The following is a 16,488-nucleotide window of genomic DNA, read 5'->3' as shown; positions in this document are numbered from 1 at the left end:
TCGGATATAAGGAAAATTCAAAATTTTTAGCTGAAAATTAAAGTATTCTTAATAGATCTTGCTTGAATAGACGGCACATTCGTGAATTTCTATCTAGCTGATTTGGTCAATACGAAGTAGAATATGCGCTCTCTCTAAGTCACATTGGCGGTATGGTCCAAAAGACCTGCCCGTGGAGCCAAAATCAGCATGTTTATCGTGGCCGGTGCGCAAGCACACTCTTCTTTTAAGAAAACTCAACTCTTAAATCGTTTAACGTCAATGAGTTCTGTTCAATCAATTGAAAGTCAATGGATTTATCTGTTTGATCAAGCGCTCAACGAGCAGCAGCATCAATCTGCATTACAACTATTAAATGACGGTGCTTCTTTTGAAGTTCGCCAAGCCGAAAGTGATGAAATTCAAATTCTTGTCACACCGCGTTTAGGTACGATCTCTCCGTGGTCGTCTAAGGCAACGGATATTTTTGCCAACTGTAATACACCTGTACACCGCCTTGAACGCGGTGTTTTGTTTACTTTAAAAGGTGTTTCTGAAATATCTGCTGAAGTGAAACTTGCGTTACATGACCGCATGACCGAAAGCGTGTTCAATCAAATTGATGATGCTGCTGCATTATTTTCTGAAACTGAGCCAAAACCGCTCAATTCAATCGATATTTTAGGTCAAGGCAAAGAAGCATTGGTTAAAGCCAATTCTGAATTTGGTTTTGCACTTTCTGATGAAGAAGTTGATTATTTAACCGCAGCATTTACCAAAATGGGTCGTAACCCCCATGACATCGAACTCATGATGTTTGCACAAGCGAACTCAGAGCATTGTCGTCATAAAATTTTTGGTTCTGAATGGACCATTGATGGTGAAAAACAACCTTTATCATTGTTCCAAATGATTAAGAACACCTATAAAGAATCTCCTACAGATGTTTTGTCAGCATATAAAGACAACGCTTCTGTTATCGTGGGTTATGACACACAACGTTTTTATCCAAAACCAGATGAAAATGGTCACTACGTTTATAAATATAAGAGCCAAGCTGCTCACATTTTAATGAAAGTGGAAACCCATAACCATCCTACAGCAATTGCGCCATTTGCAGGTGCAGCGACGGGTTCGGGCGGTGAAATTCGTGACGAAGGTGCAACAGGTCGTGGTGGTAAACCTAAAGCAGGTTTAACGGCATTTACTACGTCTAACCTAAATATTCCGGGCTTTGAACAACCGTGGGAAGACAACTACGGTAAACCATCTCGTATGGCATCTCCGTTGCAAATTATGATTGAAGGTCCACTGGGTGGCGCTGCATTCAATAATGAATTTGGTCGTCCTGCGTTAAATGGTTACTTCCGTACTTTTGAACAAAATGTAAATGGTGACGTTAAAGGTTTCCACAAGCCGATTATGATCGCTGGTGGTTACGGTAACATTCGTCCTGACCATGTTGAAAAAGATGCAATCCAACCGGGTGACTTGCTCATCGTGTTGGGTGGCCCTGCAATGCTGATTGGTTTAGGTGGTGGTGCAGCATCTTCTGTAGACAGTGGTAAATTGGGTGAAAACCTAGATTTTGCTTCAGTACAACGTGAAAACCCAGAAATGGAACGCCGTTGCCAAGAAGTGATTGATACCTGCTGGCGCTTTGAAGATGCCAACCCAATCGTTTCTGTACATGACGTGGGTGCAGGTGGTGTTTCCAATGCAATGCCTGAGCTTGTGAATGATCACGAACTCGGTGCAGTGTTAAATCTTCGTAAGATTCCTTCATTAGAGTCGGGTATGTCTCCAATGGAGATCTGGTCAAACGAAGCGCAAGAACGTTATGTATTGGCAATTCGTCCAAGTTCTTTGGCATTATTTGAATCGATCTGTGCACGTGAACGTTGTCCGTTTGCTGTGTTGGGTGAAGCGACTGAAGCGCGTCACTTAACTGTTGAAGATCCATTGTTTGATAACAAAGCTGTGGATATGCCAATGCAAGTCATGCTGGGTGGTACACCTCGCATGAGCCGTTCTTTTGAATCAATTGAACGTCAAGGTGATGACTTTGATGCATCAAAAGTTGATTTGAAAGAAGCGATCTATCGTGTTCTTAAAAATCCAACGGTTGCGTCTAAATCGTTCCTGATTACCATTGGTGACCGTTCAATTACTGGTATGGTTGCACGTGACCAAATGGTGGGTCGTTGGCAAGTTCCTGTAGCAGATGCTGCGGTAACAACCACAAGTTTAGTGGGCTTCACGGGTGAAGCCATGGCAATGGGTGAACGTCCTCCTGTTGCATTGTTAAATCCTGCTGCGTCTGCACGTTTGGCTGTGGCTGAAGCAATATCTAACATTATGTGTGCCAACATCGAACAGATCAGCGACATTAAATTGTCTGCGAACTGGATGGCTGCTGCTGGTCAAACAGGTGAAGATCAAGCCTTGTTTGAAGGTGTTAAAGCCATTGGTATGGAAATGTGTCCTGCACTTGGAATTGCAATTCCAGTCGGTAAAGACTCATTGTCTATGCGTACCACGTGGAACGATGAAGGCATCGACAAATCAGTGACTTCACCAATGACCGGTGTGATCACCGCATTTGCACCAGTCGGTGATGTGCGTAAAACATTGACACCTGAATTGAAAAATGAAGATTCAGTATTGGTTCGTATCGACTTGTCTAAAGGTCAATTCCGCCTTGGTGGTTCGATCCTTGCGCAAGTGTATAAAGCGATTGGTTCAATCACACCAGATGTTGATAGCTTCGATGAGTTCAAAGCATTCTTTGCATTGGTTCAAGACTGGAACAACCGTGGTTTAATCAAGGCTTACCATGACATCGGTGATGGTGGTTTACTCGCAACTGTTGCAGAAATGATGTTTGCATCACGTTTGGGTGTAGCACTACAAGATCAATCTACAGACAGTTTATTTGCTGAAGAAATTGGTGCAGTACTTCAAATCAGCGCGTCTGATTGGGCATCACTTGAAGCAGAAGTTGCAGCATCGACATTGAAAGATGCAATTGCAGTAGTGGGTACAGTCAATACAACGGATACTTTAACGGTTAATGGTTTGAACTTAGACCGTGCTGATTTACAACAAGCATGGACTGAAGTATCGCATCAAATCCAACGCTTACGTGACAATGTTGAAACAGCAGATCAAGAATATAGCTTGATTGCCAACAAAAAACACAAAGGCATTATCGCATTACCAACATTTGACTTAAATGAACCTGTTGAAGCGCCGTATATCAATTCACGTCGTCCAAGTATGGCCATTTTACGTGAACAAGGTGTCAATGGTCATATCGAAATGGCAGCGGCATTCGACAAAGTGGGCTTCAATACTGTTGACGTTCACATGAGTGATTTGATTGCGGGTCGTGTTGATCTGGATGATTTTGAAGGTTTGGCAACGTGCGGTGGTTTCTCTTACGGTGACGTTATGGGTGCAGGGGGCGGTTGGGCGAAGTCTGTTCTATTTAACCCTAAACTTCGTGACCAATTTGAGAAATTCTTTAATCGCGATGGAACCTTCTCTTTAGGTGTGTGTAATGGTTGTCAAATGCTATCGCAATTGGCTCCACTTATTCCGGGTGCTGATAATTGGCCACGTTTCCACCGTAATACTTCAGAAATGTTTGAAGCGCGTGTGGCAAATATCCGTATTGAAAAATCAAACTCTGTTTTGTTAGAGGGTATGGAAGGTTCGATTTTACCAATCGCAATTGCGCATGGTGAAGGTCGTGTCGTTGCAAGTAGCGAGAACATTGCTGCTTTAAATGCAGGCAACCAAGTCAGCCTACGTTATGTAGATAGCTTCGGTAATGCAACACAGCACTATCCATTGAACCCGAATGGTTCACCAGAAGCGATTACAGGCGTAACGTCTACTGATGGTCGTGCAACAATTATGATGCCGCACCCTGAACGTAACTTCCGTGCAGTTCAGCATTCTTGGAAACCTGAAGAATGGACTGAAGATGGTGCATGGTTACGTATGTTCCGTAATGCACGTAAGTTTATTGGTTAATCTGAAGTAAATTCTTAAAGCCACCTTCGGGTGGCTTTTTTATTTTGTTGTATTTTTTTTCAAATTTTAAATTTTCCTGCTGGACTTGGTTTGGATTTTGCTTTTATATTGGAGTGGAATACGTTTTGTATGTTTTATGCGCAATGATGATGCAATATAAATCAAAAATGGTGAACCCAATATAAGTTCAGGATTGAATCTCGAAGTGAGGTGACACAATGCTAAAAACGATGACATATACGAGCGTTGATAAAACAGCGTTGCGTAAGAAAGGCTGGAAGCTATTTGTGGTGGTTGTGAGTTTGCAATTGATATTTCTGATTTTAGGTTATGCCTTACAGATGTAAAAGAAAAGCCACCGAAAGGTGGTTTTCTTTTGTGGTTTAATATTTGATTTAGCCTTATTTTTGATGCATCAAGAATATATTCTGCAAGGGAATAAAAATGCTTTGTTAGACTGATGGAGCATCCTTGCCCCACAGTCTAATGTTGCAGGGCATGTGATTTAATTTAGTCTTTGAAGATATTTTCGTAAAAATAGAAATAGTCATCATGAATTTTATAGTCATAAGGAGTAGCATTTTGAGCCTCCTCAAACCATGATCCTTCTGCTAATTTGTGAATAAATCCAAAGCTAATTAGATCCATATTGGGTAGAGGGATGCTTATGATGGACTGGGGAGAATTTATAGAATATTCAGCATATAACTTGCTGATAAGAGTTATTAAATGATTATTTAACTTAGTAATAATATATGTATATTTATCAAAATCTTGCTTAGGTATTTTTCCATCTTTGAATAGTAATGTGACACGACCAATCATTTTTGCTTGTTGTTTTAAATATGTCTGATCTAGAACTCCTAAAATTTCAAAGCCTAACTGAGTATTGTTTTTATCTTTAAAGAATTTCTCAATGAATCCTTGATTTATATTTTCAGCTTCTTGTATGAAGGCTAAAAGTTGTCTTTGCTCTTTTAATGTTCGGAATCTGGAGTAGGTTTCAATTGAACCCGTAATAAGGGAGGCAAAAGGAATAGACTTAATGGCATCTTCTAAAAATGTGTTTGCTGTTTTAAATAGAAATTCATCTGCTAAATTTTCAGTAGCCGTTAATACCAATTCACTTGCAAGTTTATTATTAGACATTGTTATGACCGATAATTATGATTGATTTGATATTAATCAAATGCTCAAAAAATAGAAATGCTTAAACTGATCTACTACGTTCCCGAATCCCATCTTGAATCCACTAAACTTGCCATTTTTGAAGCAGGGGCAGGTGGTATAGGTAATTATGAGCATTGTGCTTGGCAAGTTTTAGGTACAGGGCAATTTAAACCTGTAAAGGGCGCGAATCCGTTTATTGGTAAGTTAGATGTTTTAGAACAAGTTCCTGAATGGCGTGTCGAAACGATTGTTTCTGAAGATAAAGCACCTGCTGTCGCAAAAGCTTTGAAAGTAAGTCATCCGTATGAAGAGCCAGCTTTTGAGTTTATTCAAATGGTTGATGTTAAATACTAAAAAGTTCATGGCGGAGTCTTCTCGTTATGAATTTAAAGTAGGTTTTAACCTTCGGTTCGACCTACCTTGCGAAATATATTTCTCATTTCGGGAAAAGTAGGCAAAACCATTGTCATCAGCAAAACTCGGCAGAGTCCAACTTTTGATTAAATTGATCACAGAAACTTTACTTTTCCAATCTTGCGGTGTATACACCTCATGCCTCGAACAGTTGCTGATGACTTTACCGCGTATCGAATGGCTGTTATCGGCTTATTTTTATGAAATTTAAACCTTCTGAATAAACAGCTCACGGTTAAAACGGTATTGCGGAAAAAACACACCATCAACTGCACGTTCACCCGCAGCAATCACCATGACTGGGTATTGTTGGTTATTCAAGTTTAAAATTTTGCATACTAAAGGTTCATCAAAACCTTCCATCATACAACTGTCAAAACCATAAGCACGTAAAGCCAGTACAAGGTTTTCACAGGCTAAAGCTGTGGTTTTACTGGCCCAAAGTTTGGCATCTGCTGGATTGAATGCCGTTACAGGCAGTTGCTTGTCAAACTGACGTGCGACTTTGAAAGCCACTTTCTTAAAGTTACCAAGCGCATTGAAGTAACCCGTTTTATAGTTATAGGGAATAAAACGATAATACTTTTGTACCGTTGCAGGCGCTTCTGGGAAAGGAAACTCAGTAATGTTCATTTTTGCCATTTCATCCACACGGTCGGTACGTGCCACACAAACAATTAATTCCGAAGCCGTTTTTGCAGCCAATTGATTCAAACAGGCTTTGACCAATTGTTTTTTCTTCGCTGCCGATTGCACCACATAAAATGTCCACGGCTGTAAGTTGGAGGAATTTGGTGCAAGTAAAGCCAAGTCTAAGCAGTCATCTAACACTTCCGCAGGAATGGCTTTGTCGGTAAATTTACGTACCGAACGACGACTTGTAATGACCTTTTTAAAGTTTTCGACATCAATATCCTGCGGTGCAGGTTCGTAATAGCGTTTTTTTTCAGCGTTATTCTGAGACATAATGTTCGCCTAATATGAATGTATTGAAGAAAATGGAATGATTGAAAGTATAAAACCACTTAGCAATCTAAATCACTAAGTGGTTTTTAATTTTTAAGTGCTTAAATTTAGTTAAATTGAGCAAAGTCAGGTTTACGCTTTTGCATAAATGCAGCCACGGCTTCAGCCATTTCAGGTGAAGAAACGCGCTGCATAAAGATGACAGCTTCATCATCTACACAGTCTAAAATTTCTTGTAAATTATGTTTCATTAAAGCTTTGGTTTGCTTAATAGAAGCCAATGGTAGTGCTGCTAAAGTTTGTGCTTGTTTCAATGCATGCGCATAAACATCATCTTCAATGCTATTCACCAAACCTGCATTTAAGGCTTTTTCACTGTTAAATTTTTGTGCAGTGAACAGAAGCTCAGCAGCTTTGTGGTAGCCGGCTTGTTGAATGAGTAATTTGCTTGAAGCACCTTCAGGAGACAGACCCAGACTTACAAATGGGATTTGGAATAGGGCAGTGTTGTCGCTATAGACCAAATCGGCATGTAATAGAATCGTGACGCCAATACCAATCGCAACACCACGAACGGCACAAATTAAAGGTTTAGAGAATTTCGCAGCAGATTTTAATACGACAAAAGGCGGTGCATCACCTGCTTTACCTGCCAGTGGCGTTTGAATAAACTGCATGAAGTCCTGCATGTCATTACCGGCACTGAAATCGGCATCAGCACCACGTAAAATCACCACGCGAACTTCTTTATCTTGATCGGCTTCATCTAAGGCTTTGGCAATCCATAAATAAAGTTCGCCATATAAGGCATTTTTTGCTTTTGGTCGATTAATGGCTAAAGTCAGTACGCCATTTTCTAAATTCGCATCCAAATGTTCATGAGGTTGTTGAATACAACTAAGTGTCATCGTACTATCCTTGCTTTAAAACTTAATTTAATTTTATGGCGTTTATTATGTCGTAAATTGATTTGAGTGGCACAACTCATGAGTCATAAAAAATTTGATCCCTTATGAATTATACCTTTGATTATCTCGTTTTTATTGGTCGTTTTCAGCCTTTTCATTTGGCACATATGCAAACCATTAAAATTGCCTTGCAGCAAAGTCAGTGTGTACTTTTGGCACTGGGTTCAGCGCAAAATGAACGCAATATTAAAAATCCGTTCAGTGCAAATGAACGTGAACAAATGATTTTATCTAACTTTTCAGCAGCAGATCAACAGCGAATTAAGTTTGTGTATGTTATTGATGTTTATGATGATAAAAAATGGCAGAAATTGGTGACATCGCTTGTCGAAGATGCTGTTAATCTTGAAGATAAAGTCGGTTTAATTGGTCATTTTAAGGATGAATCTTCCTATTATCTTCAACTTTTTCCAGAATGGGAGATGGTTGAACTGGATAGTCTAAAAGATGCCATTTCAGCGACTCCACTGCGTGAAGCCTATTATCGTGGGGAAATAGTCGAATCTGCTTTCCCACTCGGAACCAGTGAGTTTTTACACAAATTTCAGCAGACAGCGACTTACCAACAATTGCAGCACAAATACCTGACACAAGATAAAAGCAATCTTGAATAAGCTAAGTTCTCGTTATCTCGAAAGTTGAAAATATGGCTTCGATCTAAAATTTGCATAACTCAATTAAAAATTGGGTTATTGATCAAATTGTTGGTTCATATAGTTGGGTGCTTTTTCTAAAATATCGTGAGTGAGTTGTTGTAAAGGCTTGGATTGTTGTTTCCAATGATGCCAATACAACTGAATATCCGTTTGTGCCTCTGGTAAAATTTCAACCCATTCGCCTGTAAGTAAGCGTTGCCCAATTTGATAATCAGGCACCATTCCAAAACCTAATCCATAAGCAATGGCTTCAACAAAGGCAGTTGAAGAGGGAATGTAGTGGTGCGGATAGTTGTCGATGTTCAAACCATAACGCGCCAAGATAATGTCGGTATGAATATGATCTTTATCATTATAAATGACGGCAGGTGCTATTTTTAAGGCATTACGATGTAAGCCTTGAGGGAACCACTGTCTTGTAAACTCAGGGGTTGCAACCATTCTATAGCGCATTGAGCCTAATCGGATGGCTAAGCAGCCTTTCATGGCATGTTGTTCAGTCGAAATACAAGCACTGACCAGACCCGCTTCTAACAAATGATGGGTATGCGCCTGATCATCTACTTTCAAATGCACCACAATTTTTTCGCGTAATAGTGTTTCTTGAACAGCACTGAACAGCCAAGTCGCCAAAGAATCATCATTTGTTGCAATATTGAGTTGATAAAAAGGGGACTCGTTGCTTTGTCCAGTTAAGTCTTGCAGCAGGTTTTGTTCGAGTCGTCGTGTATGTTGCAAGTAATGTAATAAAGACTGACCCGCTTGCGTCACGCGGCATGGACGTTCACGTACAATCAGCAAATGTCCTAAGGTTTTTTCAAGACTTTGCACGCGTAAAGTCACCGCAGATGCTGTAATACATAAGCGTTCCGCTGCTAAATCAAAGCTCCCCATTTCTGCGACGGCCAGAAAAGCATCACATTGTTTATTGTTCAGCATAACTTTTACTTCATTCTTTTCATTTGTAGTCATGACTATAAACTAAAAATAATTTAGTTAAATTGATATTTTCTTAATTATATTTAGTTTTATGTAAAAGCATCGATAATGCATTTCAGTCAAATGAGCATGGAAAAAGTGGATGCTACATACTTATCTACAAGGTTTTGCAATAGGTTTAAGTCTTATTGTCGCTATTGGCGCGCAAAATGCATTTGTACTAAAACAAGGTTTAAAGAAACAAGCCGTGTTCTGGGTTTGCTTTGTCTGTGCACTTTCCGATTCTATTCTAGTTGTGCTGGGGATCACGGGTTTTGCGACCATGATACAGGTTTATCCGGAGCTTGTTGGTTTTGCTAAATGGGCTGGAGCTGTATTTTTATTGTGGTATGGATTACAACATGCTAGGCAAGCCTTTAACTCGAATCAATCATTGCATGCTGGTTCGCAGAATGACATGCAATTGAGTAAAATTATTATGGTGTGTCTGGCTTTAACTTGGTTAAACCCACATGTCTATTTAGATACGGTGGTTTTAATTGGCTCTATTTCGACTCAATTTGAGCAAACCAAACTATATTTTGCTTTGGGAGTAATCACCGCTTCTTGGTTATTCTTTTTTAGTTTGGGTTATGGTGCTCGAGTGTTAATTCCGATCTTTGCAAATCCTCAAGCATGGAAAGTGTTAGATGTTGTTATTGCACTGACTATGTGGAGCATCGCAATTTCTTTAATGATGACTACCTAAATTTCTTTAATAATGACTACCTAAATGATGGCTACCTAAAGGCAAAAAAGCCCAAAACGAGTTTAGGCTTTTAGCTGCGATATTTAAATGGCTTGTAAAACTTTTAAATCTTGCAAGACTTGTTCTGCATGACCCGCTGCTTTGACTTTGCGGTATGCTTTGACCAGTTTGCCATTATGGAAAATGAAGGTTGAGCGCTCAATGCCCATCACTTTTTTACCATACATATTTTTTTCTTTAATGACATCAAAGTGTTTACAGAGAACTTCTTCTTTATCACTAATCAAATTAATGCTCAGCGATTGCTTTTCAGTGAAGTTTTGATGTGCTTTTACCGAATCACGTGAAATACCTATAATTGTGGTATTTAACGCTTCAAATTGATCTTTCAGAGCAGAAAAATCGACTGCTTGCGTCGTACAACCCGGCGTTGAATCTTTTGGATAAAAATACACAATCAGCCATTCTGATGGAAGGGTCGATAAGTTAACTTCGCCAGTGGTTGTCGGGAAGTCTTGGTTTGGCAATTGAATATTTTCAGTCATGCTTTAATCCTTGATTAAAATGAATTGCTTTCTAATTCGAGTGCTAAAAAGGCATAATTTTCATGATATAGAATATCACCTTTGCGTACGGCAATTGGTGCTGTAAATAAAGGCCCATCAATTACGGTGCTGTGAAATTCACCGCCTTCACCACAAGGATCAATGCCTCGATTTTCTAATTCTTGAATATAATCCAGAGTTAAAATTTTGCCTAAATCATCAACTTTCATGCCCAAGTTAAGATTAACAGTCACAATCATGGTCTTAAAACCAAGCTGAATGAATTCTTCAATCACTTCCCGATGTGGACGTTGCCAAAGTGGCATACAGAGTTTAAGCTCGGCTTGTTGAGTAATACGATCATGCCAACAACCATGTTCAGGCATATCTAAATCACCTGTGACTAAAACCTCTGCACCTTGCTGTTTGGCATTTGCTAACAATTTTAGAAATTCAGTCTCATAGTCATTCCAACTTGAAGATGCAGTAATGATGGGTAAATCTAAGGCATTGGCTTGTGCTTGAATGATATCCATGTTCATGGCATGCGAACGTGAACGTAGTCCTTGTTCTTCAAGCATCACAATTAAGCCAATAGCTTTACCGACCTGCATCGCGTGATACAAGGCGAGGGTGCTATCTTTGCCACCGCTATAAGATACGATGAATTTTTGTTGGGTGGCGTTGGTTTTCCATTGCTGTTGCATACATTATCCATAGCTAAAAAAGCCTGCAATAGCAGGCTTTTCGTGGTATTTAAATCAACTTATTTTTTAGCTTGAGCAGCCTGTGCAGCTTTCATTGCTTCTTCAGTTAAGCTTTTAAGCTTGCTGGTCAATTGTGGGCCAAAACACGTCTGTAGATCTTTATTTTGCTTTTGGACAAAAGCTAAAGTGGCAGGGCTTTTCTTTTGGTTAATGGTACTTTGGATTTCCCATTTTTGCGCATTGGTTAATTTACCGTCAGCTTCAACCGCACAAGTACAGTATTTACTGACTTCTGCCGCTGATAATTTTTTACTTTTACCGGTTTCATCTTTACAAACATTAATTAAAGCCGATTTTACATTGGTGCTTTTATATGCTTCTTGAAGTTTGTTTGCTTCAGCAGCATGAGAAGCAGTTGCCATCATTGCAACAGCAGAAACGAATGTAGAAAGAATAATGTTTGATTTCAAATTTTTCATAAACTGTACCTTGTTAAGACGGTATATAACGTGTTGGATCTGTGATACCTGCATCAACAAAACCTTGCTTACGTAAGCGGCAGCTATCACACTTGCCACAAGCACGCCCTAGGTCGTCTGCTTGGTAGCATGACACTGTTTGGCTATAGTCTACGCCATGTTCTATACCTAAGCGAATGATATTTGCTTTGGATAAATGTAACAAAGGTGTTTCAAATTTAAGAGGTTTTCCTTCCACGCCAACTTTAGTGGCAAGGCGTGCCATGGTTGCAAAAGCATCAATAAATTCAGGGCGACAGTCTGGATAGCCTGAATAATCAACGGCATTGATGCCAATGATAATTGCTTCTGCACCAAAAACTTCCGCGGCAGCGAGTGCGTAGGAAAGAAAAATGGTGTTACGTGCTGGAACATAAGTTACAGGAATACCCACTTGTTCCTGTTCAGGGATATCAATGCTTAAGTCTGTTAAAGCAGAGCCACCTAAGTTACCTAAATCAATATTAATGACACGATGCTCTACACCAGCGCGTTGGGTTAATGCACGAGCAGCATCAAGTTCAGTGGTCGAACGTTGACCATACATAAAGCTGATGGCAATACATTCATAACGTGCTTGCGCCCAAGCCAAACAAGTCGTTGAGTCTAAGCCGCCAGATAACAAAACTATGGCACGAGGGCGCATATTAAAATCTCCAAATAGATGTATTTAAGAACAGAACTAAATTAACGACCAGTTTCATCATTCCAAAGCAATTTGTGTAATTGCAATTGGAAGCGAACAGGGAGATGGTCTTCTAAAATCCATTGTGCTAAATCACGCGCAAGTTGCGGTAAACGAACATTACCTTTCTCAACGGCAAAGGCAGGAGAGAACCAAACAGTGCTCACTTTATCCACCAATTGATACTGCTCAACTTGCTGTTTTGACCATTCATAATCTTCGCGATTACAAATCACAAATTTGATTTGATCATGCTGAGTTAAATGATCCAAATTACTGAGTAAATTTCTTTTTTCTTCACCCGAGGTGGGTGTTTTTAAATCAAGCACTTTAGAAACACGCGGATCAACTTTAGAGACATCTAAAGCACCACTGGTTTCAAGAGACACTTCGCAGCCCAAATCGGTAAGGCGTGTCATTAAAGGAAGAGCATTGGGTTGAGCAAGCGGTTCACCGCCAGTCACACAGATATAAGGGGTTTTAAAATTGAGCGTTGTTTGAATAATCTGCTCTAAAGATTGACGCTCACCACCTTCAAAAGAATAGGTAGTATCACAATAAGTACAACGTAAAGGACAACCAGTTAAACGAATAAAAACTGTCGGTAAGCCCGCAGCATTCGCTTCACCTTGTAATGAATAGAAAATCTCCGTGATACGTAAACCCGCAGACGGATCAGAAACAGGAATAGTAGAAGATCGAAGAGTATTCATAACAAGAAATTACCACACCAAACAAATGAGAGAGTACAAAAAACAAAAATCTCTACGCTCATGTCTGACCGTAGAGATGAGGAGCGATCGCTCCGCACGACAATAAATAAAAAAATTATTCGTCGCGTAATAAATCGTTCAAGCTTGTTTTAGAACGTGTTTGCGCATCTACTTTTTTCACGATGATTGCAGCATATAAGCTGTAAGTACCGCATTTAGAAGGTAGGCTACCCGCAACAACAACCGAACCCGCAGGTACGCGACCATAATGAACTTCGCCAGTTGCGCGGTCATAAATTTTGGTTGATTGACCAATGAATACACCCATTGAAATCACTGAACCTTCTTCAACGATCACGCCTTCAACGATTTCAGAGCGTGCACCGATGAAACAGTTGTCTTCAATAATCGTTGGGTTTGCTTGTAATGGCTCAAGAACACCACCAATACCTACGCCACCCGATAAATGTACATTTTTACCAATTTGTGCACACGAACCGACAGTTGCCCATGTATCAACCATTGTACCTTCGTCAACGTAGGCACCAATGTTTACATAAGATGGCATCAATACCACATTTTTAGCTTGGAAGCTGCCTTTACGAGCAACAGCAGGCGGTACTACACGTACGCCAGCGGCTTGAAATTGTGCTTCAGTCCAGCCTTTAAATTTAGTGTCTACTTTGTCATAGAAACGAAGATCACCAGACTCGATTGGTTTGTTGTCGTTCAATTTGAAAGATAACAAAACTGCTTTTTTAAGCCATTGATGAACAATCCATTCACCATCGATTTTTTCAGCTACACGAAGTGTGCCGTTATCTAGGCCAGCAATAGCTTCTTCTACAGCGTTACGAATTTCTACAGCGCAATTTGCTGCTGTGAAATTTGCACGATCTTCAAAAGCTTGTTCAATGATTGTTGAAAGCTGAGACATGATCTTCCATTTCCAAAAAAATTTTCAAGATTTTACACTATATTGAGACAAGAATAGATGAAAAAGTCGCTTTAGATCGGAATTAATTATTAAAGGTGAATGGAGTGATATAAAAAAGGAAACACAGATTATTTAATGAACAATAAAAAATTAATAATCAAAAATGAATTGTATCAAAAAATAACAAAAAATCAGCAAAATTAGAATAAAAGTTAAGCGATTTTTATTTTATAGTCCAGATATAGAAAACATGATTAATGATGAAAATAACTTTTTAAGGAGATATAAAATGAAGACTTTACGCACCCTTCTTGCGGCAACTGTATTAACAGCTATTACAGGAACAGCGATGGCTGATGAGACAGTCGTAAAAGATGGTTATGCATTTGATCGAAATCAACTCGTGCCAACAGGTGTTCGTGCTGAAGTGGGCACAACGGGTTATGGTGGTGCTTTACTTTGGACTGCAAACCCCTATGTCGGTTTAGCATTGGGTTATAACGGTGGTGATATTTCTTGGTCTGATGATTTATCAATCAACGGTACGAAATATGATATGGAAATGGACAATAAGGTTGGCTATTTAAATGCTGAAGTTCGTCCTTGGGGTGCAAGTGGAAATCGTTGGGCACAAGGCGTATATATGGCTGCAGGTGTAGGTTATATTGATAATGACTATGATTTAACTAAACGTTCAAGTGATGGTACTATCAAAATCAATGGTACAAACTATTCATACAATGGTTCTGTAAATGGTAAGATGGAATATAAAAATGATATTGCTCCATATCTAGGTTTAGGTTTTGCTCCAAAAATCAATAAAAATTGGGGCGTATTTGGTGAAGTGGGGGCTTACTACACTGGTAACCCTACAGTTAATTTAGATAAAGATGGTACTTTTGTGAATGCCGCAGGTGGAAATGCTGATGCAGATTTACGTGCTGAAGAGCAAAAAATTGCCAATGATGACAAATATGCATGGATGCCAGTGGGTAAAGTGGGTGTAAGCTTCCACTGGTAATTTAAAATTTCATTCGATAAAAAAACGAGCTTCGGCTCGTTTTTTTATTTTAAAAAATCAGATATTTTACGTTAAAAACGATAACCCATTTTTATGCCATAAGCTAAGGCATGGTTATTGTTTACGGAAGATAGCGGTTTAAATAAACTGCCCGAACCATTTGGGTCTTGTTGAACTTTGGCTTTGTTTAATTTGAAGTATTTAACGCCACCTGCAATAAATAAATTAGAGTGAATCTGATAAAAACTGCCGATACCCAAACTATAAAAACCATTTGAAGGGTTCAGGGTTGAAGCTGGATTACCAATACCGCTATCACGTCCTATATCTATTGTGGATGTCCATTTATCGCTTAATACATGGGCAAGACCTAGCGTTGTTGCCCACTGGTTTTTTTGATAATCCACCAACATGACAGGGTTACTACCACTTGAACTGATTAAGGGTGAAGCAATGTTAAAATTTTGCCAATTGACCCAACGTAGCGAGCCATAAATTAAATTATGCGCTGTTACACCGGATTGAAACTCAAAGTTGACGGATTGAGGTGTCTCAATCATGGTGTTTTGATCTGAGCTTAAATTAAGCAGAGGTATTGTTGGTGTGGTGGTTGTTTGTTCATTAAATGGTTGTTTGTGTTGAATTTTAGCACGATACGTGAAGGAGGTTTTGAGTGCATATTCTGGAATCTGATAACTCATTCCTACGAGCCAACCATGAGCAGAATTTTTTTGAATGTCTCCATTATAGTCGATCAATAAACCCGATGATTGTCCCGAAATTTTTACCTGTGTGGTTAAGGTTTGATAGCTTAAACCTGCATAAAAATTCAAAAAAGGATTGGGTTGATAACCTAAAAGAGAGGTAAGATTTTTTGTGTCTAATTTAAATTGAGTCGCATTGATTAAATTGGAGGGACTGTTTGGAACAGGGTCTAAAGTGTAACTGACATTTGTACCAAAGGGCTGGTCGTAAATGAAACCAAAAGACCAATTGGGATGGAGTTGTAATTTTAAGCCCGCGTTAAAAAGCACATATTGTTGGACAAAACTTGGGGTAGAAATTTCTGTCAATATAGTGGGATCATTAGCTTCTGGTCGATAAATGTTGCCTGAAACATTGGCATCTACAATTGCGCTTGAAACCTCCAAGTAATTGTTGGGTTCTAAAAATGAAGCAATACTTTGGTTAGACGTTTCAAGGGCTGCGGAAAACACTTGTGTTGGCAAAAAAATGCACACACTTATACAAAGTGCCGTAGCTTTCATAGAGAGCCCCAAATGAAAGAATAAGTTTGCTTAGATCGTGGGTGTATCAAACTGAATGAAACACGTTGTCATTGAATATTTTTTATTCAGTGTTGATACTTTATGCTGTTTTGTTTGGTTCGAGCAAGTAGAGTTTTAACATTGTTCATACTAGTGGCTATTGATATTTGATCATATTAACTTCCTAAGCCCCCTAACCCAATAATAATATAA

The 16,488-nt window shown here is 39.3% G+C and carries 17 protein-coding genes; 6 read left to right on the top strand and 11 right to left on the bottom strand.

Annotation, left to right across the window (positions count from 1 at the left end; all coding sequences use genetic code 11):
- Positions 1-189 precede the first annotated feature (189 nt).
- Together purL and B9T24_RS17315 are read left to right on the top strand one after the other, a co-directional pair.
- Positions 190-4,020 carry a phosphoribosylformylglycinamidine synthase gene (purL, locus tag B9T24_RS12270; RefSeq protein WP_086166037.1) on the top strand — a complete coding sequence of 1,277 codons (3,831 nt, stop codon included), beginning with the start codon at positions 190-192 and terminating at the stop codon, positions 4,018-4,020.
- Positions 4,021-4,250: 230 nt separating this feature from the next.
- A complete protein-coding gene (locus tag B9T24_RS17315) occupies positions 4,251-4,367 on the top strand; it encodes a KGW motif small protein (RefSeq protein ID WP_265103317.1) in 117 nt (38 codons plus the stop codon).
- A 163-nt stretch (positions 4,368-4,530) separates the two neighbouring features.
- Here B9T24_RS17315 and B9T24_RS12265 read toward each other — a convergent pair whose 3' ends face one another.
- Positions 4,531-5,169, bottom strand: coding sequence for a hypothetical protein (locus B9T24_RS12265; protein ID WP_086166036.1), 639 nt, complete (start codon positions 5,167-5,169; stop codon positions 4,531-4,533).
- 57 nt (positions 5,170-5,226) lie between these two features.
- On the opposite strand from B9T24_RS12265, the gene B9T24_RS12260 reads away from it, so the two are divergent.
- Positions 5,227-5,544 carry an NGG1p interacting factor NIF3 gene (locus B9T24_RS12260; RefSeq protein ID WP_086166035.1) on the top strand — a complete coding sequence of 106 codons (318 nt, stop codon included), beginning with the start codon at positions 5,227-5,229 and terminating at the stop codon, positions 5,542-5,544.
- Between the two features lie 267 nt (positions 5,545-5,811).
- Here B9T24_RS12260 and B9T24_RS12255 read toward each other — a convergent pair whose 3' ends face one another.
- Together B9T24_RS12255 and B9T24_RS12250 are read right to left on the bottom strand one after the other, a co-directional pair.
- Complete coding sequence (locus B9T24_RS12255; RefSeq protein ID WP_086166034.1) at positions 5,812-6,570, bottom strand: nitroreductase family protein; 759 nt, start codon at positions 6,568-6,570, stop codon at positions 5,812-5,814.
- 107 nt (positions 6,571-6,677) lie between these two features.
- Positions 6,678-7,478 carry an enoyl-CoA hydratase gene (locus B9T24_RS12250; RefSeq protein ID WP_086166033.1) on the bottom strand — a complete coding sequence of 267 codons (801 nt, stop codon included), beginning with the start codon at positions 7,476-7,478 and terminating at the stop codon, positions 6,678-6,680.
- Between the two features lie 104 nt (positions 7,479-7,582).
- Between B9T24_RS12250 and B9T24_RS12245 the strand changes: the two genes are divergently transcribed.
- The gene (locus B9T24_RS12245) at positions 7,583-8,152 is read left to right on the top strand and encodes a nicotinate-nicotinamide nucleotide adenylyltransferase (protein ID WP_086166032.1); all 570 of its coding nucleotides are present in this window, start codon (positions 7,583-7,585) and stop codon (positions 8,150-8,152) included.
- Between the two features lie 75 nt (positions 8,153-8,227).
- Here B9T24_RS12245 and B9T24_RS12240 read toward each other — a convergent pair whose 3' ends face one another.
- On the bottom strand, positions 8,228-9,133 hold the full coding sequence (locus B9T24_RS12240) for a LysR family transcriptional regulator ArgP (RefSeq protein WP_086166031.1): 906 nt from the start codon (positions 9,131-9,133) through the stop codon (positions 8,228-8,230).
- A gap of 142 nt (positions 9,134-9,275) precedes the next feature.
- On the opposite strand from B9T24_RS12240, the gene B9T24_RS12235 reads away from it, so the two are divergent.
- Positions 9,276-9,881, top strand: coding sequence for a LysE/ArgO family amino acid transporter (locus B9T24_RS12235; RefSeq protein WP_086166030.1), 606 nt, complete (start codon positions 9,276-9,278; stop codon positions 9,879-9,881).
- A gap of 83 nt (positions 9,882-9,964) precedes the next feature.
- Here B9T24_RS12235 and B9T24_RS12230 read toward each other — a convergent pair whose 3' ends face one another.
- From B9T24_RS12230 to dapD, 6 genes are all read right to left on the bottom strand, one after another.
- Positions 9,965-10,426 (bottom strand): peroxiredoxin, encoded by a 462-nt coding sequence (locus B9T24_RS12230; protein WP_086166029.1) that lies wholly within the window; start codon positions 10,424-10,426, stop codon positions 9,965-9,967.
- 14 nt (positions 10,427-10,440) lie between these two features.
- A complete protein-coding gene (locus B9T24_RS12225; protein ID WP_086166028.1) occupies positions 10,441-11,133 on the bottom strand; it encodes a diphthine--ammonia ligase in 693 nt (230 codons plus the stop codon).
- A gap of 59 nt (positions 11,134-11,192) precedes the next feature.
- The gene (locus B9T24_RS12220) at positions 11,193-11,612 is read right to left on the bottom strand and encodes a hypothetical protein (RefSeq protein WP_004648362.1); all 420 of its coding nucleotides are present in this window, start codon (positions 11,610-11,612) and stop codon (positions 11,193-11,195) included.
- A 13-nt stretch (positions 11,613-11,625) separates the two neighbouring features.
- The gene (queC, locus tag B9T24_RS12215) at positions 11,626-12,297 is read right to left on the bottom strand and encodes a 7-cyano-7-deazaguanine synthase QueC (RefSeq protein WP_086166027.1); all 672 of its coding nucleotides are present in this window, start codon (positions 12,295-12,297) and stop codon (positions 11,626-11,628) included.
- 41 nt (positions 12,298-12,338) lie between these two features.
- Positions 12,339-13,049, bottom strand: a complete 711-nt coding sequence (gene queE, locus B9T24_RS12210) for a 7-carboxy-7-deazaguanine synthase QueE (RefSeq protein WP_086166026.1) — start codon at positions 13,047-13,049, stop codon at positions 12,339-12,341.
- 115 nt (positions 13,050-13,164) lie between these two features.
- Complete coding sequence (gene dapD, locus B9T24_RS12205; protein ID WP_086166025.1) at positions 13,165-13,986, bottom strand: 2,3,4,5-tetrahydropyridine-2,6-dicarboxylate N-succinyltransferase; 822 nt, start codon at positions 13,984-13,986, stop codon at positions 13,165-13,167.
- Positions 13,987-14,275: 289 nt separating this feature from the next.
- On the opposite strand from dapD, the gene carO reads away from it, so the two are divergent.
- Entirely contained in the window at positions 14,276-15,007 is a 732-nt protein-coding gene (gene carO, locus B9T24_RS12200) for an ornithine uptake porin CarO (RefSeq protein WP_086166024.1), read from the top strand.
- Positions 15,008-15,078: 71 nt separating this feature from the next.
- On the opposite strand, the gene B9T24_RS12195 is transcribed toward carO, so the two are convergent.
- The gene (locus B9T24_RS12195) at positions 15,079-16,236 is read right to left on the bottom strand and encodes an outer membrane protein transport protein (RefSeq protein WP_171264901.1); all 1,158 of its coding nucleotides are present in this window, start codon (positions 16,234-16,236) and stop codon (positions 15,079-15,081) included.
- Between the last annotated feature and the right edge of the window lie 252 nt (positions 16,237-16,488).

It is taken from the genome of Acinetobacter sp. ANC 4654 (genome assembly GCF_002135425.1).
Taxonomy (GTDB): domain Bacteria; phylum Pseudomonadota; class Gammaproteobacteria; order Pseudomonadales; family Moraxellaceae; genus Acinetobacter; species Acinetobacter kyonggiensis.
Note: the sequence above shows the minus strand (reverse complement) of the source record. Positions and strands in the feature narration are given on the sequence as shown.

What these genes read in the sequence shown, in the direction of transcription:
- purL (WP_086166037.1), top strand. Translation starts at nt 190, where the DNA reads ATGTTTATCGTGGCCGGTGCGCAAGCACACTCTTCTTTTAAGAAAACT.
- B9T24_RS17315 (WP_265103317.1), top strand. Translation starts at nt 4,251, where the DNA reads ATGACATATACGAGCGTTGATAAAACAGCGTTGCGTAAGAAAGGCTGG.
- B9T24_RS12265 (WP_086166036.1), bottom strand. Translation starts at nt 5,169, where the DNA reads ATGTCTAATAATAAACTTGCAAGTGAATTGGTATTAACGGCTACTGAA.
- B9T24_RS12260 (WP_086166035.1), top strand. Translation starts at nt 5,227, where the DNA reads ATGCTTAAACTGATCTACTACGTTCCCGAATCCCATCTTGAATCCACT.
- B9T24_RS12255 (WP_086166034.1), bottom strand. Translation starts at nt 6,570, where the DNA reads ATGTCTCAGAATAACGCTGAAAAAAAACGCTATTACGAACCTGCACCG.
- B9T24_RS12250 (WP_086166033.1), bottom strand. Translation starts at nt 7,478, where the DNA reads ATGACACTTAGTTGTATTCAACAACCTCATGAACATTTGGATGCGAAT.
- B9T24_RS12245 (WP_086166032.1), top strand. Translation starts at nt 7,583, where the DNA reads ATGAATTATACCTTTGATTATCTCGTTTTTATTGGTCGTTTTCAGCCT.
- B9T24_RS12240 (WP_086166031.1), bottom strand. Translation starts at nt 9,133, where the DNA reads ATGCTGAACAATAAACAATGTGATGCTTTTCTGGCCGTCGCAGAAATG.
- B9T24_RS12235 (WP_086166030.1), top strand. Translation starts at nt 9,276, where the DNA reads ATGCTACATACTTATCTACAAGGTTTTGCAATAGGTTTAAGTCTTATT.
- B9T24_RS12230 (WP_086166029.1), bottom strand. Translation starts at nt 10,426, where the DNA reads ATGACTGAAAATATTCAATTGCCAAACCAAGACTTCCCGACAACCACT.
- B9T24_RS12225 (WP_086166028.1), bottom strand. Translation starts at nt 11,133, where the DNA reads ATGCAACAGCAATGGAAAACCAACGCCACCCAACAAAAATTCATCGTA.
- B9T24_RS12220 (WP_004648362.1), bottom strand. Translation starts at nt 11,612, where the DNA reads ATGAAAAATTTGAAATCAAACATTATTCTTTCTACATTCGTTTCTGCT.
- queC (WP_086166027.1), bottom strand. Translation starts at nt 12,297, where the DNA reads ATGCGCCCTCGTGCCATAGTTTTGTTATCTGGCGGCTTAGACTCAACG.
- queE (WP_086166026.1), bottom strand. Translation starts at nt 13,049, where the DNA reads ATGAATACTCTTCGATCTTCTACTATTCCTGTTTCTGATCCGTCTGCG.
- dapD (WP_086166025.1), bottom strand. Translation starts at nt 13,986, where the DNA reads ATGTCTCAGCTTTCAACAATCATTGAACAAGCTTTTGAAGATCGTGCA.
- carO (WP_086166024.1), top strand. Translation starts at nt 14,276, where the DNA reads ATGAAGACTTTACGCACCCTTCTTGCGGCAACTGTATTAACAGCTATT.